Source organism: Streptomyces sp. NBC_01446 (assembly GCF_026340095.1).
Taxonomy (GTDB): domain Bacteria; phylum Actinomycetota; class Actinomycetes; order Streptomycetales; family Streptomycetaceae; genus Streptomyces; species Streptomyces aureus.
The window spans coordinates 2,835,287-2,854,893 of the sequence record NZ_JAPEPO010000001.1; the positions used below are offsets into that span (position 1 = coordinate 2,835,287).

Annotated in this window: 19 protein-coding genes; 10 read left to right on the top strand and 9 right to left on the bottom strand. The window is 70.0% G+C overall.

The window, feature by feature from the left end:
* Positions 1–43: 43 nt before the first annotated feature.
* Entirely contained in the window at positions 44–970 is a 927-nt protein-coding gene (locus tag OG456_RS12535) for a 1-aminocyclopropane-1-carboxylate deaminase/D-cysteine desulfhydrase (protein WP_266560242.1), read from the top strand.
* Positions 971–977: 7 nt separating this feature from the next.
* Here the strand turns inward: OG456_RS12535 and OG456_RS12540 are convergent, their stop codons facing one another.
* On the bottom strand, positions 978–2,576 hold the full coding sequence (locus tag OG456_RS12540) for a Na+/H+ antiporter (RefSeq protein ID WP_266560244.1): 1,599 nt from the start codon (positions 2,574–2,576) through the stop codon (positions 978–980).
* Positions 2,577–2,628: 52 nt separating this feature from the next.
* Here OG456_RS12540 and OG456_RS12545 point away from each other — a divergent pair, with 52 nt between their 5' ends.
* The 3 genes from OG456_RS12545 to OG456_RS12555 all read left to right on the top strand — a co-directional run bounded on the left by OG456_RS12545 (position 2,629) and on the right by OG456_RS12555 (position 4,602).
* Positions 2,629–2,889, top strand: a complete 261-nt coding sequence (locus OG456_RS12545; RefSeq protein ID WP_266560246.1) for a UBP-type zinc finger domain-containing protein — start codon at positions 2,629–2,631, stop codon at positions 2,887–2,889.
* A gap of 256 nt (positions 2,890–3,145) precedes the next feature.
* Positions 3,146–3,559 (top strand): anti-sigma regulatory factor, encoded by a 414-nt coding sequence (locus tag OG456_RS12550; RefSeq protein ID WP_266560248.1) that lies wholly within the window; start codon positions 3,146–3,148, stop codon positions 3,557–3,559.
* Positions 3,556–4,602, top strand: a complete 1,047-nt coding sequence (locus OG456_RS12555) for an RNA polymerase sigma factor SigF (RefSeq protein WP_266560250.1) — start codon at positions 3,556–3,558, stop codon at positions 4,600–4,602. The genes OG456_RS12550 and OG456_RS12555 overlap by 4 nt, the downstream gene beginning before the upstream one ends.
* A 36-nt stretch (positions 4,603–4,638) precedes the next feature.
* On the opposite strand, the gene OG456_RS12560 is transcribed toward OG456_RS12555, so the two are convergent.
* Positions 4,639–5,106, bottom strand: coding sequence for a hypothetical protein (locus OG456_RS12560; RefSeq protein ID WP_266560252.1), 468 nt, complete (start codon positions 5,104–5,106; stop codon positions 4,639–4,641).
* A gap of 127 nt (positions 5,107–5,233) precedes the next feature.
* Between OG456_RS12560 and OG456_RS12565 the strand changes: the two genes are divergently transcribed.
* Entirely contained in the window at positions 5,234–6,202 is a 969-nt protein-coding gene (locus OG456_RS12565; RefSeq protein ID WP_266560254.1) for a diacylglycerol kinase family protein, read from the top strand.
* Positions 6,203–6,522: 320 nt separating this feature from the next.
* Positions 6,523–6,780: a WhiB family transcriptional regulator gene (locus tag OG456_RS12570; RefSeq protein WP_016639615.1), complete on the top strand. Its 258-nt coding sequence runs from the start codon at positions 6,523–6,525 to the stop codon at positions 6,778–6,780.
* A gap of 222 nt (positions 6,781–7,002) precedes the next feature.
* Here the strand turns inward: OG456_RS12570 and OG456_RS12575 are convergent, their stop codons facing one another.
* The 3 genes from OG456_RS12575 to OG456_RS12585 all read right to left on the bottom strand — a co-directional run bounded on the left by OG456_RS12575 (position 7,003) and on the right by OG456_RS12585 (position 10,493).
* The gene (locus tag OG456_RS12575) at positions 7,003–8,469 is read right to left on the bottom strand and encodes a sensor histidine kinase (protein WP_266569168.1); all 1,467 of its coding nucleotides are present in this window, start codon (positions 8,467–8,469) and stop codon (positions 7,003–7,005) included.
* 254 nt (positions 8,470–8,723) lie between these two features.
* A complete protein-coding gene (locus tag OG456_RS12580) occupies positions 8,724–9,365 on the bottom strand; it encodes a TetR/AcrR family transcriptional regulator (RefSeq protein ID WP_266560257.1) in 642 nt (213 codons plus the stop codon).
* 57 nt (positions 9,366–9,422) lie between these two features.
* Positions 9,423–10,493 carry an SIS domain-containing protein gene (locus OG456_RS12585; RefSeq protein WP_266560259.1) on the bottom strand — a complete coding sequence of 357 codons (1,071 nt, stop codon included), beginning with the start codon at positions 10,491–10,493 and terminating at the stop codon, positions 9,423–9,425.
* Positions 10,494–10,764: 271 nt separating this feature from the next.
* On the opposite strand from OG456_RS12585, the gene nagB reads away from it, so the two are divergent.
* On the top strand, positions 10,765–11,550 hold the full coding sequence (gene nagB, locus OG456_RS12590) for a glucosamine-6-phosphate deaminase (protein WP_266560261.1): 786 nt from the start codon (positions 10,765–10,767) through the stop codon (positions 11,548–11,550).
* Positions 11,551–11,747: 197 nt separating this feature from the next.
* On the opposite strand, the gene OG456_RS12595 is transcribed toward nagB, so the two are convergent.
* The 4 genes from OG456_RS12595 to OG456_RS12610 all read right to left on the bottom strand — a co-directional run bounded on the left by OG456_RS12595 (position 11,748) and on the right by OG456_RS12610 (position 16,452).
* The gene (locus OG456_RS12595; RefSeq protein ID WP_266560263.1) at positions 11,748–13,241 is read right to left on the bottom strand and encodes a glycoside hydrolase family 3 protein; all 1,494 of its coding nucleotides are present in this window, start codon (positions 13,239–13,241) and stop codon (positions 11,748–11,750) included.
* A 9-nt stretch (positions 13,242–13,250) separates the two neighbouring features.
* A complete protein-coding gene (locus tag OG456_RS12600) occupies positions 13,251–14,090 on the bottom strand; it encodes a carbohydrate ABC transporter permease (protein WP_266560265.1) in 840 nt (279 codons plus the stop codon).
* Positions 14,087–15,073, bottom strand: coding sequence for a carbohydrate ABC transporter permease (locus OG456_RS12605; protein ID WP_266560267.1), 987 nt, complete (start codon positions 15,071–15,073; stop codon positions 14,087–14,089). Before OG456_RS12605 ends, OG456_RS12600 begins: the two co-directional genes overlap by 4 nt.
* Positions 15,074–15,171: 98 nt before the next feature.
* Positions 15,172–16,452, bottom strand: coding sequence for an extracellular solute-binding protein (locus tag OG456_RS12610; protein ID WP_266560274.1), 1,281 nt, complete (start codon positions 16,450–16,452; stop codon positions 15,172–15,174).
* Between the two features lie 304 nt (positions 16,453–16,756).
* Here OG456_RS12610 and OG456_RS12615 point away from each other — a divergent pair, with 304 nt between their 5' ends.
* The 3 genes from OG456_RS12615 (at position 16,757) to mctP (ending at position 19,602) form a co-directional block, all read left to right on the top strand.
* Complete coding sequence (locus tag OG456_RS12615) at positions 16,757–17,545, top strand: GntR family transcriptional regulator (protein WP_116510148.1); 789 nt, start codon at positions 16,757–16,759, stop codon at positions 17,543–17,545.
* 174 nt (positions 17,546–17,719) lie between these two features.
* Positions 17,720–17,974, top strand: coding sequence for a DUF3311 domain-containing protein (locus OG456_RS12620; RefSeq protein WP_266560277.1), 255 nt, complete (start codon positions 17,720–17,722; stop codon positions 17,972–17,974).
* A complete protein-coding gene (mctP, locus tag OG456_RS12625) occupies positions 17,971–19,602 on the top strand; it encodes a monocarboxylate uptake permease MctP (protein ID WP_266560279.1) in 1,632 nt (543 codons plus the stop codon). The genes OG456_RS12620 and mctP overlap by 4 nt, the downstream gene beginning before the upstream one ends.
* Positions 19,603–19,607: the final 5 nt, after the last annotated feature.

The following is a 19,607-nucleotide window of genomic DNA, read 5'->3' on the forward strand; positions in this document are numbered from 1 at the left end:
CTCCGGCACGCGGCCCGCGCCCTCCCGCTTGCACAATGAGCAGGTGACCCCGCACCTCCCGCGCCCGCCCCTGCACCCCCGGCTGCCCTCGCCGGTGGAGCCGGTCGCCGACGACCGGTTCCACCGTCACGGGGTGCGGCTCCTGCTCAAGCGCGACGACCTCATCCACCCCGACCTGCCCGGCAACAAGTGGCGCAAGCTGGCCCCGAACCTGACAGCGGCGACCGCCGCGGGTCACGGCACACTGCTCACGTTCGGCGGTGCCTACTCCAACCACCTGCGCGCCACGGCCGCCGCGGGCCGCCTCCTGGGTCTGCGGACCATCGGCGTCGTCCGGGGCCAGGAGCTCGCGGGCCGGCCTCTGAACGCCTCTCTCGCGCGCTGCGCCGACGACGGCATGCGCCTGCACTTCGTCGACCGGACGACGTACCGGGAGAAGCGGGATCCGGCCACGCTCGCGCGCATCCTGCGCGAGGTGGCGCCGCGCGACGGTGACGGGGGCACGCCCTACGTCGTCCCCGAGGGCGGCAGCAACGCCGAGGCCGTCCGCGGCTGCGCGGAGCTCGGACGGGAACTGCGGGGGGCCGCCGGCGTGGTGGGCGTCGCCTGCGGCACGGGCGGCACGCTCGCCGGACTCACCGCCGGGCTCGGCGAGGGGCAGCGAGCGCTCGGCATACCCGTCCTGAGGGGCGGGTTCCTCGGCGACGAGATACGCACCCTCCAGGAGGCGGCGTTCGGCGGTCCGCGGGGCGACTGGTCCCTGGACGAGCGCTTCCACTGCGGCGGCTACGGCCGCACCACCCCCGCCCTCCTCGCCTTCGCCGAGGACTTCGAGCAGCGTCACGGCCTGCCCGTCGAGCGCCTCTATGTGGCCAAGCTCCTGTACGGGCTGCTCACCCTCACCGAGGAGGGCGCGTTCGCGCCGGGCACCCGGCTCATGGCCGTCGTCACGGGAACGCCCTCGCCGTAGCGGCCGGTCAGTCGCCGACCTCCCGGTAGGCCGCCGCCTCCTCCAGGTCGAGCTTGCGCAACAGTGTGCGCATCATCTCGTCGTCGATCCGCCGCTCGTCCCGCATCCGCACGAAGACCTCTCGCTCGGCCGCGATGGCCTCCCGCGTGAGCCTGCGATAGGTGTCGTCGGCGGACTCCCCCGTCACCGGGTTGGCCTGGCCGAGCCGCTCCCACACAGAGTTGCGGCGGCGCTCCAGGACGGTCCGCAGCCGGTCCTCCAAAGGCGCGGGCAGACAGTTGCGCTCGTCCTCCATCAGCTCGTTCACGCGCTCCTCGGCGGCCTGGGAGGCGGCGTTCTGCGCCTGCGCCTCGGCGAGCGTCTCGGCCTGCGTGTCGCGTCCCGGCAGCTTGAGGATCTTGATCAGCCAGGGCAGCGAGAGACCCTGCACGACGAGGGTTCCGATCACAGTCGTGAACGTCAGGAACAGGACCAGGTTGCGCGCGGGGAAAGGGCTCCCGTCGTCGACGAACAGCGGGATCGAGAAGGCGATCGCGAGCGACACGACACCGCGCATCCCGGCCCAGCTCACCACGAGCGGCCGCCGCCAGTCGGTGTCCCTTTCCCGCTCCCTGGTCCGCGCCGACAGCCACCAGGGCACGTATGTCGCCGGATACGACCACACGAAGCGCATCACCACGACGAGCACGAAGACCGCGACGGCGTACGCGAGGGCCTCTCCGACGCTGTACTCGCCGAGGTCCTTGAGGACGAAGGGCAGCTGGAGTCCGATGAGCGCGAAGACCGCCGACTCCAGGATGAAGGCGACCACCTTCCACACGGCGGCCTCCTGGAGCCGTGTCTCGAAGTCGACCTGCCAGGAGCGGTGCCCCAGGTAGAGGGCGACCGTGACCACGGCGAGCACTCCGGAGGCGCCGACCTGCTCGGCGGCCGCGTAGGCGACGAACGGGATGAGCAGGGAGAGCGTGTTCTGGAGAATCGCCTCCTTCAGGTGCGTCCGCAGCCAGTGCAGCGGCACCATCAGGACGAGCCCGACGCCGACGCCGCCGACCGACGCCACCAGGAACTCCCTGATCCCGCCCGCCCAGCTCGCGCCCTCCCCGACCGCGGCGGCCAGCGCCACCTTGTAGGCGGTGATCGCGGTGGCGTCGTTCACCAGGGACTCGCCCTGGAGGATCGTCGTGATCCGCGCGGGCAGCCCCACCTTGCGCGCGATGGCCGTCGCGGCGACCGCGTCCGGCGGGGCGATCACCGCGCCCAGGACCAGCGCGGCCGTCAGCGGCAGATCGGGGATCAGCTCGTACGCGAGCCAGCCGACGGCGACGGTCGCGAACAGCACGTACCCGACAGAGAGCAGCGCGACCGGCCTGACATTGGCCCGCAGGTCGAGGTACGAGCTCTCCAGGGCCGCGGTGTGCAGCAGCGGCGGCAGGATGAGCGGCAGCACGATGTGCGGGTCGAGCGTGTACTGCGGCACTCCCGGCAGGTACGACGCCACGAGTCCGACCGCGACGAGCAGCAGCGGCGCGGGGACGGGGGTCCGGCGCGCCACCCCCGCGACCGCCGCGCTCGCCGCGATCAGTGCCACCAGGGGCAATACATCCATCAGCCGTCCCTCCGCCGTCCGCCACGCCGCCGCCCGTCGTAACCTGGCCATCATGAACGAGTGCCCGCACGTCGACGCGCTGCCTCACCCCGAACCCGCGCCCCTGAGCGACACCTGCCTGGAGTGCCTCGCGGCCGGCAGCCACCCGGTGCAGCTGCGGCTCTGTCTGGAATGCGGGCATGTGGGCTGCTGCGACTCCTCGCCCATGAAGCACGCGACGCAGCACTTCAACGAGTCGGGCCACGTCGTGATCCGGACGTTCGAGCCCGGCGAGAGCTGGCGCTGGTGCTTCGTGGACAGCCTGCTCGTCTGAGGACCGCGCCGGTTTACGGTTCGACCGTGCGAGGCCTGGGTACGTCAACCCGGCGCCCGCTCTTTCCAATTGAGCCCGCACACCCTCTAGCCACTGTCCGTACTCATAGGCTTACTATGAGTGACACCAACGGGCCGGGGGCCCCCGGGACAGAAGACTTGGGCGCGCGGTAGCGTCACCGCTGAACACATAGCGCGTCACCCGGGGGACGTACCCTCCGGAGCCCGAAAGTGCTTGTACCACCATGGAGGTGAGGGTGTCCCAGATCGCAGGCGAGCCCGGGAATCAGGACTTCGTAGAAGTCCGGCTGCCGGCTGCGGGTGCCTACCTGTCGGTGCTGCGGACGGCCACGGCCGGCCTCGCGGCGCGTTTGGACTTCACCCTCGACGAGATCGAGGACCTCCGCATCGCGGTCGACGAGGCGTGCGCGATCCTGCTCCAGCAGGCCGTGCCCGGCTCGGTACTCAGCTGCGTCTTCCGGCTCATCGACGACTCGCTCGAGGTGACGGTCTCGGCGCCCACCACCGACGGCCGCGCCCCGGAGCGCGACACCTTCGCCTGGACTGTGCTGTCGGCCCTCGCGGGCAAGGTGGACTCCACGGTCGCCGACGACAACACCGTCTCGATCAGCCTCTACAAACAGCGCGGCGCGGGTCCCGGGCCGGCGTGACGAACGGGGACGGGCCGGTGCGGGACGAGAAGCACGGCACACAGGACCTCCCGGCCGACGGCGGGGACGGGATGCGGCGGCTTGCCGACGGCATCCCCGAACAGCAGGCCCGGCCGCACCCGGAGGACCCCGCGGACCTCGAACGGCCGGGTCCGCCGGCGGTGGCCGATGCGTCGGGGCAGGCAGAGCCGGCCGGCGGGGAGAAGATCTCCGCAGGACCGGACGCGCGACGGGCGGGATGGATGAGCGAGCACGAGCGACACGGTGACCAGCAGCGCACGCACGATCCGCGGGACCGCAGCGGCGCACGGCTGATGTTCATCGAGCTGCGCACCCTGAAGGACGGCAGCCCTGAATACGCGGACCTGCGCAATCAGCTGGTCCGTATGCATCTGCCGCTCGTCGAGCACCTGGCCCGCCGTTTCCGCAACCGCGGCGAGCCGCTCGACGACCTGACCCAGGTCGCCACGATCGGCCTGATCAAGTCGGTGGACCGCTTCGACCCGGAGCGCGGCGTGGAGTTCTCCACGTACGCGACGCCGACGGTCGTCGGTGAGATCAAGCGCCACTTCCGCGACAAGGGCTGGGCGGTGCGCGTCCCGCGGCGTCTTCAGGAGCTGCGTCTCGCACTGACGACGGCGACGGCCGAGCTGTCCCAGCTGCACGGCCGCTCCCCCACGGTCCACGAGCTCGCCGAGAAGCTGGGGATCTCGGAGGAGGAGGTCCTGGAGGGCCTGGAGTCGGCCAACGCGTACTCCACGCTGTCCCTGGACGTCCCGGACACGGACGACGAGTCGCCTGCCGTGGCGGACACACTGGGATCCGAGGACGAGGCGCTGGAGGGCGTCGAGTACCGCGAGTCCCTCAAGCCGCTTCTGGAGGACCTGCCGCCGCGCGAGAAGCGGATCCTGCTTCTTCGCTTCTTCGGGAACATGACGCAGTCGCAGATCGCGCAGGAGGTCGGCATCTCCCAGATGCACGTCTCGCGCCTGCTGGCCCGCACCCTGGCCCAGCTGCGCGAGAAGCTCCTCGTCGAGGAGTGAGACCCGAGCAGTGAGCCCCGAGACGTACCGGGCCGGCTACTTCCGGCCCGGTACGTCGCCCGCGGCGCCCGGAGTCGTGATGCCGAGCGCCCGGGTCGTGGCCGGGTTCACCAGGAGCACCAGCGCCGTCACCGCGACGACGGCGAGTGCGATCCCGCCCGGGATCATCACGCTGTCGGCCTGGAGCAGCGTGTAGGCGACCGGAAGCGCCATGATCTGCGTGATGATCGCGGGCCCCCGGCTCCAGCTGCGCCGCTTCAGCAGCCCGCGCGCCGCGATCAGCGGCAGCAGCGCGAGGACGGCGAGCGTGACACCGCCGGTCACGGCCTGCTCGGGGTTGTCGGGGTGACCCGCGAGGCCCATGGCGAGCATGGAGACGCCGCCGACGAGCAGGGCGGCCCCCTCGAGACCGGCCAGCGCGGCGGCCGCGGTCAGCCGCCCGGGGCGCGGGCCGTCGTCGGTGGTCGCGGCGTCTTCGGGGCTGGGGTTCTGCTCTGAGGTCACCCAAGCAGGGTAGCCCTCGGCCCGTACCTCCCGGCTGCCCCGGGTGGGGCCCTCGGCGACCCCGGTTTCTTACCCGACTCCTACCTCGGTCTGGGCCGAGTACCACCCGGTAGGTACCCTGCTTCGCATGCGTGCACTTCTTGTGGTCAATCCGGCGGCAACCACCACCAGTGCGCGCACGCGTGACGTACTGATCCACGCGCTCGCGAGCGAGATGAAGCTCGAGGCGATCACCACGGAGTACCGCGGGCACGCCAGGGACCTCGGCCGGCAGGCCGCGGAGAGCAAGGACATCGAGCTGATCGTGGCTCTCGGCGGCGACGGCACGGTCAACGAGGTCGTGAACGGCCTGCTGCACCACGGCCCCGACCCGGACCGGCTCCCCCGCCTCGCCGTCGTCCCCGGCGGCTCCACCAATGTCTTCGCCCGCGCGCTCGGCCTGCCGAACGACGCGGTCGAGGCGACGGGCGCCCTGCTCGACGCTCTGCGCGAGGGCCGGGAGCGCACGGTGGGTCTCGGCCGCGCGGGCGGCACGCCGGGCACGGCGGACGAGGCCGCCCCGTCCCGGTGGTTCACGTTCTGTGCCGGTCTCGGCTTCGACGGAGGCGTCATCGGCCGGGTCGAACAGCAACGCGAACGCGGAAAGCGATCGACACACGCGCTCTATTTGCGCCAGGTCGTACGCCAGTTCCTCGGCGAGCACGACCGCCGGCACGGCGCGATCACACTGGACCGGCCGGGTGAGGACCCCGTCACCGATCTGGTCCTGTCCATAGTCTGCAATACCTCCCCATGGTCATATCTGGGGAACAGGCCGCTCTACGCGTCCCCTCAGGCGTCCTTCGACACCGGGCTTGACGTGCTGGGACTCAAGAAATTGTCCGCTCCTTCGGTGGCCCGTTACGGCACCCAGCTGCTCACCTCGTCACCCGACCGGGGACCCCACGGGAAGAACGCCGTGACGCTGCACGACCTGACCGACTTCACCTTGCAATCGAAGGTCCCCCTGCCCCTCCAGATGGACGGTGACCACCTGGGGCTGCGAACGAGCGTGACGTTCACAGGCGTACGCCGTGCACTGCGTGTGATTGTGTGAGTGGAAGAGCCCAAAGTCCTTTATCTCGAACGTTTGGGCCAGGATCCACCCCATGGAAGTACGGCTGTGACCTAGCCGACACCGAGGAATCAAAAAAAACTTTCCTGAAGGGGTTGTATCCGCCGCCGAGGTTTGCGAATCTCTACATGGCGCTCGGGACGGCCCGCAACATCGGCCCCCACAGAGAGCCCGAACCCCCTCCTCAACACACAGGACATCCGTCGCAGATGTGACGAAAGTCCCTTCCGTTGTCCGGGGATTCGTGAAAGCGTTCACATTCACAAGCAACCCGCACGTAATACCAAGGAGAGGTAGCAGCCATGGACTGGCGTCACAACGCCGTTTGCCGCGAGGAAGACCCCGAGCTCTTCTTCCCCATCGGCAACACCGGTCCTGCGCTGCTGCAGATCGAGGAAGCCAAGGCCGTCTGTCGCCGCTGCCCCGTCATGGAGCAGTGCCTGCAGTGGGCGCTCGAGTCCGGCCAGGACTCCGGCGTCTGGGGTGGCCTCAGCGAGGACGAGCGCCGCGCAATGAAGCGTCGCGCCGCCCGCAACCGTGCTCGCCAGGCCAGCGCCTGACGCCCACGCCCCCCACGAGCCTGAGCCCGGCGGCGCGTACAGCGAGTACGCAACTCCCGCCCCCGAGCCGCAGCGCGCAGTACCCCCGATGCTCCACCCAGGCTCCGCCCGGGATGTAGACCCGGGCAACGCGAACAGTGAGCCCCGGACCCAACGGTCCGGGGCTCACTGGCGTTTGCGGCTGTGTCGGTTTGCCGACGTGGCGGCCCGGCGCCGGGCCGACTACTTGTCGGTGGTCACCGGGATGTCGAGCACGACCCGTGTGCCGCGCACGGGCGCCGGGACCATGTCGAACGATCCGCTCAACTCACCCTCGACCAGGGTGCGTACGATCTGCAGGCCCAGGTTGCCGGCGCGCTTCGGGTCGAAGCCCTCAGGCAGGCCCACTCCGTCGTCGGTGACGGTGATCAGGAGGCGGGCGTCCTTGGTGGTGCCGCCGCGTACCGCGGAGACCTCGACCGTGCCGGTGTCGCCCTGACGGAATCCGTGTTCCAGGGCGTTCTGCAGGACCTCGGTGAGGACCATCGACAGCGGGGTGGCGACCTCGGCGTCCAGGATGCCGAAGCGGCCGGTACGCCGGCCCGTGACCACGCCCGGTGAGATCTCCGCGACCATGGCGAGCACCCGGTCGGCGATCTCGTCGAACTCCACGCGCTCGTCCAGGTTCTGGGAGAGCGTCTCGTGGACGATGGCGATGGAGCCGACGCGGCGCACCGCTTCCTCCAGTGCCTCGCGGCCGCTGTCGGAGTCGATGCGGCGGGCCTGGAGGCGCAGCAGGGCGGCGACGGTCTGGAGGTTGTTCTTCACCCGGTGGTGGATCTCCCGGATGGTCGCGTCCTTGGTGATCAACTCCCGCTCGCGGCGGCGCAGTTCGGTGACGTCGCGCAGGAGGACGAGGGAACCGATGCGGGTGCCCTTGGGCTTGAGGGGGATCGCGCGGAGCTGGATCGACCCCTCCTCCCCCTCGATCTCGAACTCGCGCGGCGCCCAGCCGCTGGCCACCTTGGCGAGCGCCTCGTCCACCGGGCCGCGCGACGGGGCGAGTTCGGCCGTCGTCCGGCCGAGGTGGTGCCCGACCAGGTCGGCGGAGAAGCCGAGCCGGTGGTACGCGGAGAGCGCGTTCGGCGACGCGTACTGGACGACGCCGTCCGCGTCGAGGCGGATGAGGCCGTCGCCGACGCGCGGCGAGGCGTCCATGTCGACCTGCTGGCCCGGGAACGGGAAGGACCCGGCCGCGATCATCTGGGCGAGGTCGGAGGCCGACTGGAGGTAGGTCAGTTCGAGGCGGGAGGGGGTGCGGACCGTGAGCAGGTTCGTGTTGCGGGCGATCACACCGAGGACGCGCCCTTCCCTGCGTACGGGGATGGACTCGACCCGTACCGGGACCTCCTCGCGCCACTCGGGGTCGCCCTCGCGGACGATGCGGCCCTCATCGAGGGCGGCGTCCAGGAGGGGGCGGCGGCCGCGCGGGACGAGATGGCCGACCATGTCGTCCTGGTACGAGGTGGGGCCGGTGTTGGGCCGCATCTGCGCCACGGAGACGTAGCGGGTGCCGTCGAGCGTGGGAACCCACAGCACGAGGTCGGCGAAGGAGAGGTCGGAGAGCAGCTGCCACTCCGAGACCAGCAGATGCAGCCACTCGAGGTCGGAGTCGCCGAGGGCCGTGTGCTGGCGTACGAGGTCGTTCATGGAGGGCACGGAGCCGAGGGTACCTGGCGGGTTCGGCCCCGAAGACACCCGCGGGCCGCGGCGCCTGGGAGGGACCCTCAGCCCTCCCGGCACCGCAGCCCGGAGTTGCAACAGCCGTCGGGTGTGCGGTCCCGTCGGCCGTGTGAGGACCCGACGCAGTCAGGGCAGAGAGCGCCGGCTCCTCGGTCCGTCCTCCTGTGCGGGGAGGGCGGAGGCTTTACCATCGCATTGTGGACTAGACCATTCTGTCATGTCTACGCGTTGGACGATGTTTGTTGTTGTCTCTTCGTATCCGCTTTCGCGGACGCGGGCCAGGCCGCCATCGCCAGGCCGGCGAGTGACTCGAGATCGCTCCGGCTCGCGCCGTCGCGGGCCTGCTGGGACATCCCCTGGAAGACCGCCCCCATATAGCGTGCCAGAGCCGCCGCGTCCGTGTCGGGTGGAAGCTCTCCTTCCGCGATACCCGCCCGGATTCGGGTCTCGAAAGCGGCGATATCCGCCTGCCGCCGGTCGCGCAGGGCGTCCTCGATCCCGGGTGTGGTGCAGTTGGTCGCCGCATGGACGACCAGGCAGCCGTGCGGCAGGCCGGGGCGCGTGAACGCGGCCGCCGCCTCGTGGAGCAGGCGGGCCAGCGCGGCGCGGGCCGTGGGCTCCTCGGCGTAGGCGCGCTCCCCGAACGAGGCGTGCGCGGCGCTGTAGAACCTGACGACCTCGTCGAACAGCGTCTTCTTGTCGCCGAAGGCCGCGTAGAGGCTGGGGGCGCCGATGCCCATGGCCCGGGTCAGATCGGCGACCGTCGTCGCCTCGTAGCCGTGTTCCCAGAAGGCGCGCATCGCCTTCTCCAGGGCGGCGTCCCGGTCGAAGGAGCGGGGCCGTCCGCGCTGCTTGGTCGCCATCCGCGAATTCTATAGCGGGCGCTAGAGAAGAGCGGGCGCCGGAGAGGACGGCGGGAGTCAGTGCGTCTCCGTCACCTTCGCCAGCGCCCTCGGGGCGTCCGGGTCCTGCCCGCGGGCGATGGTGACCTCGTACGCGAGAAGCTGGAGCGGGATGATCTCCAGGACCGGCTGGACCTCCTCCGCCACGCCCTCGGTCGGCAGGACGAACCCGGCCGACGCCTGGTCCACCTGCGCCTCGGGACCGATGACGACGAGGTCGGCGCCCCGGCCGCGCAGCCGGTCGAGCACGGGCTGGAGCATGCTGCCGCCCTTGCCGTCCGTGACGACGGCGATGACCGGTGAGATGTTGTCGACCATGGCCAGCGGGCCGTGCAGCAGGTCGGCGCCCGAGTAGGACAGGGCCGGGATGTAGCTGGTCTCCATGAGTTTGAGGGCGGCCTCCTTGGCGGTCGGATAGCCGTAGCCGCGCGAGGTGATCACCATGCGGTTCGCGAAGCGGTAGCGGGAGGCGAGGGTGCGCACCTCGTCCTGGCGGTCCAGGAGTTGCTGGGCGAGGCCGGGCAGCACGCCGGCGGGCGAGCCGTCGCCGCCGCGCAGACCCTCGACGAAGAGGTAGAGCGCGAGCAGGGACGCGGTGTACGTCTTCGTGGCCGGGAGCGCCTTCTCCGAGCCCGCCATGATGTCGATGTGGTGCTCGGAGACGGCGGCCAGCGGTGAGTCCGGGTTGTTGGTCACCGCCAGGGTGATCGCGCCGGCCGCGCGGGCCGCCTTCGTGGAGGCGACCAGGTCGGGCGAGCCGCCCGACTGACTGACGGTGACGGCCAGGACGTCGCGCAGGTCGGGCCGGGCGCCGTACGCCGTCGTGGTGGACATGGAGGCCAGGCCGCAGGGCATCCCGAGCTGGATCTCCAGCAGGTATTTCGCGTAGAGGGCGGCGTTGTCGGAGGTGCCGCGGGCGGTGAGCAGGACGAAGCGGGGTGCCTGCGCCGCGACCAGCCGGGCCACCTCGTGGATACGGGGAGCGCCGGTGTCCAGGAGGCGGCGCAGCACCGCGGGCTGCTCGGCCATCTCGCGGGCCATGATCCGGCCCGGCTGCTCGCTCTTCGGGGCCGATGGGGTGGCGGTCATGCGAACTCCTCCGCAGGGGCGGTCGCGGGTGCGCGGGCGGGGCCGGCCGGGCTCCTCCTGCGCGCGCTCAGTTCCACTGTGGCGGCTGACGCGGGCGCGCGCCCGGCCGAGTCGGTTCGGGCGTGCCGGCTTCGAGGTGCCGTAGGCGCGGGGAGCGCCGAGCATGGTCGAACGGCGGGCGTACGCCCCGTGACCGGCCGGGCCACCTCTGCTAGATTGGTCTATACCACATGCGCAGCATCACACCCTCGACCAGATCGGCAGGCCCAGCGTGGAAGTTGTGATCGTCCCGGACGCCAAGGCAGGCGGCGAGCTCATCGCCGAGGCGATGGCCCAGCTGCTGCGCCGCAAGCCCGACGCCCTGCTCGGCGTGGCCACCGGCTCGACCCCGCTGCCCATCTACGAGGCGCTGGCGGCCAAGGTCGGCGGCGGCGAGGTCGACGCGTCGAAGGCCCGTATCGCCCAGCTCGACGAGTACGTGGGACTGCCGACCGGACACCCCGAGTCCTACCGGGCGACCGTGCTGCGCGAGGTCGTCGAGCCGCTCGGCCTGAGCGAGGGCTCCTTCATGGGCCCGGACGGCAGCGCCGAGGACGTGCAGGCGGCCTGCGAGGCGTACGACAAGGCGCTCGCCGCCGCCGGCGGTGTGGACCTCCAGCTGCTCGGCATCGGCACCGACGGACACATCGGCTTCAACGAGCCGTGCTCGTCGATCGCCTCCCGTACGCGGATCAAGACGCTGACGCAGCAGACCATCGCGGACAACGCGCGCTTCTTCGACGGCGACCTCGACCAGGTGCCGCGCCACGTCATCACGCAGGGCATCGGCACGATCCTGGAGGCGCGGCATCTGGTGCTGCTCGCCACCGGTGAGGGCAAGGCCGACGCCGTGGCGGCGACCGTCGAGGGGCCGGTGGCCTCCGTGGTGCCGGCCTCGGCGCTTCAGCTGCACCCGCACGCGACGGTTGTCGTCGACGAGGGAGCGGCGTCGAAGTTGAAGCTTGCCGAGTACTTCCGGCACACGTACGTGAACAAGCCCGCTTGGCAGGGGCTGTAGGCGAGTTCGGGCCGACATGAAGGTGCCGGTCACCCCTGGTGAGGGGTGACCGGCACCTTCGCGTTCGTCGTCCGCGGGAGGCGGGGGCGGCGTGGCTTGTCGCGCCGCCCCGGTGAAGCCGCACCGCGTCACAGCCCCGCGCCCCTGAAGGGGGCGCACCGCGTCACAGCCCCGCGCCCCTGAAGGGGGCGCTCGGCTCACCCGGCGACGATCACCTCGGCGGCCGCCAGACCGCACACCCGGGCCGCGCCGTGTGTCGCCACGTGCAGCGCGCCCTGCGGCGGCGCCTGCGGCACGCCCATCTCGACCACGACCGTGTCGGGGCGGGCCGCGAGGAGCGTGTCCAGCGACTGAGCCATCCACGCGTGGCGGTGGGCGTCGCGGACCACGGCGACGATGCGGCGGTCCCCCGCCGCGGCCAGGGCGGCGGCGCCCGCGTCCGCGCCGGAGAAGCTGCCGGTCTCCGTGCCGGGCAGCAGCCGCTCCAGTTCGGCGGCGACACCCCACGGCGTCTCGTCGCCGACCGCGATGTTGGCGACGGGCGTGAAGGCGGCGACGTACGGCGCCTCGGTGACGGGGGCCGCGTGCTCACCGCGTGTGACGGTCACCGCCCGCCGCGCCGCGACCAGTCCGATCCAGGAGTCGGACGCGCCCCCCGAGTGCTCGGCCGCGCCCGGCTCCGAGGTCCATCGGGCGAGCGAACGCACCCGCGCCGCGGCGTCGGCGAGCCGCTCCTCCGGCAGGTCGCCCGCGTGCACCGCGGCGACGAGAGCGTCGCGCAGTCGCAGGACCGTGTCGTCGTCGGAGAGCCCGCCGCCGACGCAGATGGCGTCGGCGCCGGCCGCGATGGCGAGGACGCTGCCGCGCTCGATGCCGTACGTGGCGGAGATGGCCTGCATCTCCATGCCGTCGGTGACGATCAGCCCCTCGTAACCCAGTTCCTCGCGGAGCAGACCGGTCAGGATGCGGCGCGAGAGGGTGGCGGGGCGGTCCGGGTCCAGGGCGGGGACGAGGATGTGGGCGCTCATCACCGCGCGTGTGCCGGCCGCGATCGCCGCGCGGAACGGCGCGAGTTCACGCTCGTGGAGCACGTCGAGACCCACGTCGATGCGGGGCATGTCGTGGTGCGAGTCGACGGCGGTGTCGCCGTGGCCGGGGAAGTGCTTGGTGCAGGCGGCGACGCCCGCGGACTGGAGCCCGGTGACGTAGGCGGCGGTGTGGCGGGAGACGAGGCCGGTGTCGGCGCCGAAGGACCGTACGCCGATGACGGGGTTGGCCGGGTTGGAGTTGACGTCCGCGGACGGGGCCCAGTTGAGGTTGACGCCGCAAGCGGCCAGGCGGCGGCCGAGTTCGGCGGCGACGGACCGGGTGAGCTCCACGTCGTCGACGGCGCCCAGCGCGTGGTTGCCGGGGAACGAGGAACCGGAGCGCACCTCCAGGCGGGTGACGTCACCGCCCTCCTCGTCGATGGCGACCAGGACGTCGTCCCGCTCGGCCCGCAACTGGGCGGTCAGGGCGGCGAGTTGCTCGGGTGAGGCGATGTTCCGGCCGAACAGGCCGACGGAGGCGAGGCCCTCGCCGAGCCGGCGCAGCAGCCAGTCGGGGGCGCTGGTGCCGGTGAAGCCGGGCTGGAGGACGGTGAGCGCGTCACGGGTGAGGGTGTCGGTGCCGTGTGCGGTGAGTGTCGTCATCTGGCGGTGTTATCCCTTCACGGCGCCGTCGGTGAGGCCGCTGACGGCCCTGCGCTGCAGGAAGACGAAGAGGATCAGGATCGGGATCGCGAAGAGCGAGGACGCGGCCATGGTCGCACCCCAGTCGTCGCCGAAGGCGGTCTGGAAACTGGAGAGCCACAGCGGCAGCGTCTGCGCCTCGGGCGACTTGTTGAGGACGAGGACCATCGGGAACTCGTTCCAGGCGGTGATGAAGCCGAACATCGAGGTCGACATCAGGCCGGGCGCCAGCAGCGGCAGGATCACCCTGCGGAAGGCCTGCATGCGGGTGCAGCCGTCGACCATCGCGGACTCCTCCAGCTCCCTGGGCACGGCGGCGACGAAGCCGCGCAGCGTGAGGAGGGTGAAGGGCAGGATCATCACCATGTAGAAGAGGGTCAGCGGGACGAGGCTGTTCAGCATCGACGCGTCGCGCACGATCATGTAGATCGCGATGACCATGACTTCCCAGGGCGCCATCTGGGCCAGCATGAACCCGATGATGAACCCGCGGCGGCCCCTGAACCGCATCCGCGCGAGGGCGAACGCCGCGGCCAGGCCGATGACCAGCGAGAAGACGACGGCGAGCACGGTCACGGTGACCGAGTTACGCACCAGCGTCCAGAAGTTGTCGGCGCCGAACGCCGTCCTGAAGTGCTCGAACGTGATGTCGGTCGGGAACCAGACGGGGTTCTCGCTGATGATGTCACCGGTCGGCTTGAGCGCCGTCGCAAACATCCAGTAGACGGGGAAGACGAAGCCGATGAACAGGATCACGGCCGTCACATTGGGCCAGGCGCGGCGGAACGTCGACGAAGCAGAGCGCTTCACAGCTCGTCCTCCTCTTGCTTGAGCACGATCCGGAGGTAGTAGGCGGTCAGCACGAGCAGGATCAGGATCGTCAGGACGGCGATCGCCGCGCCCATGCCGAAGTGCTGGTTGCCGACGCCCTCGATGTACGCGTACACGGGCAGGATCTCGGTGAGCCGGTCGGGGCCGCCGCCGTTGATCGTGAAGACCTGGACGAACGCCTTGAAGACCCAGATGATCTCGAGGAACGTCGTCGCGTAGAGGAAGGGCCGCAGGTACGGCAGGGTGACCGAGAGGAAGCTCTTCCAGGGACCGGCGCCGTCGAGGGACGCGGCTTCGTAGAGCTCCTTGGGGATGGTGGTCGTCGCGGCGTAGAGGTTGATCGCGACGAACGGGATCGACATCCAGACGATCAGCACGGTGACGACGAAGAACGTCGACATCTGGCTGCCGGTCCAGCTGTAGTCGGCCATCGAGTGCCAGCCGAGCTTGTCGAGGACCCAGTTGACGACGCCGAAGCGCTCCGCGAACAGCCACTGGTAGACGGTGGTCGCGGCGACGACGGGCATCGCCCAGGCGAGCACGAGCCCGACGAGGAGCAGGACGCGCATGCGCTTGCCGAGCCGGGCGAGGAGCAGACCGACGAGGGTGCCGATCACCATGATCAGGACGGCGTTGACGAGAGTGAAGACGATGGAGCGTCCGGTCACCCGCCAGAAGTCCGAACTGGTCAGTACCTCTTGGTAGTTGTCGAAGCCGTTCCACTCGGTGACATGCTGGATCAGCTGCCCCATGTTGAGGTTCTGGAACGACAGGAGCCCGTCCTTGAGCAGCGGCCAGCCGAGGAGCAGCACGGTGGCCGCGACCGCGGGAAGCAGCAGCAGATAGGGCGCGAGGGTCCCGGCCCGTGCGCGGGCCTGCTTTCTCGGTCCGCCGGATCCCCCGCCGTCCGCTTTCAGGACCTCCGCCGGACCGGAGGGCGGCCGTTCGGTCTGCACGGTCATGCTCGCCATCTCTTTTCTGGGCCTGCCGGGACGCCGTGGACCCCGCGGGGGCGGAGGGCCTGCCGGCGCTCTCCGTCCCCGCGGGGCCTTTTGCTGCCTTACTGCTTCTGCGAGAGGCGCTTGTTGAACTCGGCCTCGACCTGCTTGGCGGCGGCGGCCGGGGACTTACCCTTCAGCACCGCGGTCATGTAGGTCTTGATCGGGTTGGGCGCGTTCTCGACCGGGGCCCACTCCGGGATCAGCGGGGTGGTGCCGCCGCCGGCCGCGGCGGGAGCGGCGGCCTCGGCGGCCGCGTTGCCCTTGAGGTTGGACTGCAGCGCCTCCTTGTTGGGGATCACGCCGCCTTCCTTGGCGAGCTGGCCCTCGAACTTGTCGGAGAGCGCAAGCTTCAGGAACTCCTTGGCGAGGTCCTGCTTCTTGCTGCCCGCGGCGACGGCGAGGTTGGAGCCGCCGAGGAAGACACCCTCGGGCTTGTCGGCCGTGACACCCGGGACGGTGAAGTAGCCGATCTCCTTCTCGATCTTCGGGTTGGCCTTGATGGCGAGGGCGGACTCCCAGCCCATGCCGATGAAGGAGCCGGTCTTGCCCTTGGCGAAGACCTCGGCCTGCTGCGGGGTGGCCTCGTCCTTGTCCTTGGGGGCCTTGGACAGGGCCTGGAACTTCTTGTACGTCTCCATGGCGGCGGCGACCTTGGGGTCACCCAGGTTGGAGACGTACTTGTCGCCGTCCTTCTTGACGAGCTCGGCGCCCTCACCGATGGTCAGGCCGACGAAGTGGTACCAGTTCTGCCCGGGCAGGTAGATCGGCTCGGCGTCCGTCTTCTTGCCGATGGCCTCGAGGTCCTTGTAGAACTCGTCGCGCGTCTTGGGGGTGTCCTTGATGCCGGCGTCGGCCCAGATCTTCTTGTTGTAGATGACGACGCGGTTCACGACGAACCACGGGGCGGCGTACTGCTTGCCGTCCGAGACCGCGGACTTGTTCATCGACTCGGCCCAGTCGGCCCCGACTGAGGACTTGAGGTCGGACAGGTCGGCGAGGCCGCCGGTCTTGGCGTAGGCGGGGGTCTGCGTGTTGCCGACCTCGAAGACGTCGGGCGGGTTCTCCTCGGACAGGGCGGTGGTCAGCTTCTGCTGGATGCCGTTCCACTGCTGGATCTCGATCTTCAGCTTCGCGCCGGTCTTCTTCTCGAAGGCCGCCGTGACGTCCTTCTGCCAGGTGTCCGGCGTCGAGCCGTCCATGGCCCACACGGTCAGCGTCTGGCCCTTGTAGCCGTCGGCGCCGGCCTTCTTGTCCTTGCCGCCGTCATCACCACTGCCACAAGCCGCGATCGAAACCAACATGCCCGCGACACCGATAGCCGCAATGAGCCTGCGCTTCACGTCACCCTCCTCAGGGATGCCAGCAACCCCCCCCGCCCACGACGACGGATACGACGAACACAACAAACTCGACGTGGTACTGCACGTGGGACTGGGACCTGGTCTTTAATGGTGTAGACCAGTACCCGGAGCTTGGCCTAGACCTTTAGGGGTGTCAAGGGTGTATAAGAAGGGCTGTCACGTCCGTTATCGGACCGACACCTGAGGGAGCACGACACCCTCGGGGAGGGCCGTGCCACGATGTGAGCCGCGACAGACGGAGGAGCCGGTGACGGCAGCACCACAGGAGCCGGGAAGGCGGACCATGGGCACCCATGCGGGCAGCAGCGGAACCGATGCGGGCGGCGCCACGACGGCGGAGGCACCCGCAGCGGGCCGCACCGCGCGTGTGCCCAAGTACTACCGCCTGAAGCGGCACTTGCTGGACATGACCGAGACGCTGCCCCCGGGCACCCCGGTCCCGCCCGAGCGCACCCTCGCCGCCGAGTTCGACACCTCCCGCACGACCGTGCGCCAGGCCCTTCAGGAACTGGTCGTCGAGGGCCGGCTCGAGCGCATCCAGGGCAAGGGGACGTTCGTCGCCAAGCCCAAGGTCTCGCAGGCGCTGCAACTGACCTCGTACACCGAGGACATGCGCGCCCAGGGCCTGGAACCCACGTCGCAGCTCCTGGACATCGGCTATGTGACCGCCGACGACACCCTCGCCGGGCTCCTCGACATCACTGCGGGCGGCCGCGTCCTGCGCATCGAGCGGCTCCGCCTCGCGAGCGGCGAGCCGATGGCCATCGAGACGACGCATCTGTCGGCCAAGCGCTTCCCCGCGCTGCGCCGCTCCCTGGTCAAGTACACGTCCCTGTACACGGCGCTGGCCGAGGTCTACGGCGTGCGCCTCGCCGAGGCCGAGGAGACCATCGAGACGTCCCTTGCCACCCCGCGCGAGGCGGGCCTGCTCGGCACGGACGTGGGCCTGCCCATGCTGATGCTGTCGCGGCACTCCCTGGACGGCACGGGGCAGCCCGTCGAGTGGGTGCGCTCGGTGTACCGGGGCGACCGCTACAAGTTCGTGGCCCGCCTCAAGCGTCCGACGGACTGACGGGCGCCGTACGCGAATCCGCTTGTGCCGACCGACGAGTCGGCACATGAACGGGCATGTCGGCCACACATTGTCCGTTATCCGGACGGGGGTTCCATACGACGAGATCGTCGCCTAGATTTCCGCCACGTTAAGCATGAGATAAGCGGGATCAGCGAGGGGACGGACCGCCGTATGTCCGATGTGCCTGAAGTGAAACGGCCGGTGGTCACACCGGTGCGAGTGGTCATTGCCCTGTGCCTCGTCGCGCCGTTCGTGGCGATGCTCTGGGTCGGCTCCTACGCGAAGATCGACCCGACCTTCATCGGTATTCCGTTCTTCTACTGGTACCAGATGCTGTGGGTCCTCATCTCTACGGCGCTGACGATGATCGCGTACAAGCTGTGGCAGCGTGACCAGCGCGCCCGGAAGACGGGTGGGCAGGCATGAACGGCGGAGTCAACGGCGTCGCACTCGGCGTCTTCATCTTCTTCTTCATCGCCGTCACGGTCATGGGGTTCCTGGCCGCGCGCTGGCGCAGGTCCGACAGCGAGCAGAGCCTCGACGAATGGGGCCTGGGCGGACGGTCGTTCGGCACGTGGGTCACCTGGTTCCTGCTCGGCGGCGACCTCTACACCGCGTACACCTTCGTGGCCGTCCCGGCGGCGATCTACGCGGCCGGTGCCTCCGGCTTCTTCGCCGTGCCCTACACGATCCTCGTCTACCCGCTGATCTTCACCTTCCTGCCGCGTCTGTGGTCGGTTTCGCACAAGCACGGCTATGTGACGACCTCCGACTTCGTGCGCGGCCGCTTCGGCTCCAAGGGCCTGTCCCTCGCGGTCGCCGTCACCGGCATCCTCGCCACGATGCCGTACATCGCGCTCCAACTCGTCGGCATCCAGGCCGTCCTGGACGTCATGGGCGTCGGCGGCGACGAGTCGACCAACTGGTTCATCAAGGACCTGCCGCTGCTCATCGCGTTCGCGGTGCTCGCCGCGTACACGTACTCGTCGGGTCTGCGGGCCCCCGCCCTGATCGCGTTCGTCAAGGACGGTCTGATCTACCTCGTCATCGCCGTCGCGATCATCTACATCCCGATCAAGCTGGGCGGCTTCGACGCCATCTTCCACGCGGCGAACGAGAAGTTCGCGACGCCCAACCCGGCGACGGGCAAGCCGGTCGGATCGCTCGCCCCGGCACCGGCCGGCCAGTGGACGTACGCGACGCTGGCCCTCGGCTCGGCGCTGGCGCTCTTCATGTACCCGCACTCGATCACGGCGACGCTGTCCTCGCGCAGCCGCAACGTGATCCGCCGTAACACCACCATCCTGCCCCTGTACTCCCTGATGCTGGGCCTGCTCGCGCTGCTCGGCTTCATGGCGATCGCGGCCGGGATCAAGGTGCAGAACGGGCAGTTGGCGATCCCGCAGCTCTTCGAGGACATGTTCCCCGACTGGTTCACGGGCGTCGCGTTCGCGGCCATCGGCATCGGTGCGCTCGTGCCCGCCGCGATCATGTCCATCGCCGCGGCGAACCTGTTCACGCGCAACATCTACAAGGACTTCATCAAGCCGGACGCGACGCCCGAGCAGGAGACCAAGGTCTCCAAGCTGGTGTCGCTGCTCGTGAAGGTCGGCGCGCTCGCCTTCGTCCTCACCATGGACAAGACCGTCGCGATCAACTTCCAGCTCCTGGGCGGCATCTGGATCCTCCAGACCATGCCGGCCCTCGTCGGCGGCCTGTTCACGCGCTGGTTCCACCGCTGGGCGCTGCTCGCCGGCTGGGCGGTCGGCATGGTCTACGGCACGCTCGCCGCGTACGGGGTCGCGTCGCCGACGCAGAAGCACTTCGGCGGCAGCGCCAAGGAGATCCCGGGCATCGGCGAGATCGGCTACATCGGCCTCACGGCGTTCGTCATGAACGTGGTGGTCACGGTGGTCCTCACCTTCGTCCTGAAGGCGCTGAAGGCCCCTGAGGGAGTCGACGAGACGTCCGCGGCGGACTACACGGCGGACGCCGGCGACCCGGGCGTCCTGAAGAAGCTGCCGGAGGCGACGGCGGGAACCGGCGGGCACTGACCCGA

Excerpts from the sequence above, each read along its gene's own strand:
- OG456_RS12540 (WP_266560244.1), bottom strand. The coding sequence starts at position 2,576 with ATGGATGTATTGCCCCTGGTGGCACTGATCGCGGCGAGCGCGGCGGTC.
- OG456_RS12545 (WP_266560246.1), top strand. The coding sequence starts at position 2,629 with ATGAACGAGTGCCCGCACGTCGACGCGCTGCCTCACCCCGAACCCGCG.
- OG456_RS12565 (WP_266560254.1), top strand. The coding sequence starts at position 5,234 with ATGCGTGCACTTCTTGTGGTCAATCCGGCGGCAACCACCACCAGTGCG.
- OG456_RS12570 (WP_016639615.1), top strand. The coding sequence starts at position 6,523 with ATGGACTGGCGTCACAACGCCGTTTGCCGCGAGGAAGACCCCGAGCTC.
- OG456_RS12575 (WP_266569168.1), bottom strand. The coding sequence starts at position 8,469 with ATGAACGACCTCGTACGCCAGCACACGGCCCTCGGCGACTCCGACCTC.
- OG456_RS12580 (WP_266560257.1), bottom strand. The coding sequence starts at position 9,365 with ATGGCGACCAAGCAGCGCGGACGGCCCCGCTCCTTCGACCGGGACGCC.
- OG456_RS12585 (WP_266560259.1), bottom strand. The coding sequence starts at position 10,493 with ATGACCGCCACCCCATCGGCCCCGAAGAGCGAGCAGCCGGGCCGGATC.
- OG456_RS12595 (WP_266560263.1), bottom strand. The coding sequence starts at position 13,241 with ATGACGACACTCACCGCACACGGCACCGACACCCTCACCCGTGACGCG.
- OG456_RS12605 (WP_266560267.1), bottom strand. The coding sequence starts at position 15,073 with ATGACCGTGCAGACCGAACGGCCGCCCTCCGGTCCGGCGGAGGTCCTG.
- OG456_RS12615 (WP_116510148.1), top strand. The coding sequence starts at position 16,757 with ATGGGCACCCATGCGGGCAGCAGCGGAACCGATGCGGGCGGCGCCACG.
- OG456_RS12620 (WP_266560277.1), top strand. The coding sequence starts at position 17,720 with ATGTCCGATGTGCCTGAAGTGAAACGGCCGGTGGTCACACCGGTGCGA.
- mctP (WP_266560279.1), top strand. The coding sequence starts at position 17,971 with ATGAACGGCGGAGTCAACGGCGTCGCACTCGGCGTCTTCATCTTCTTC.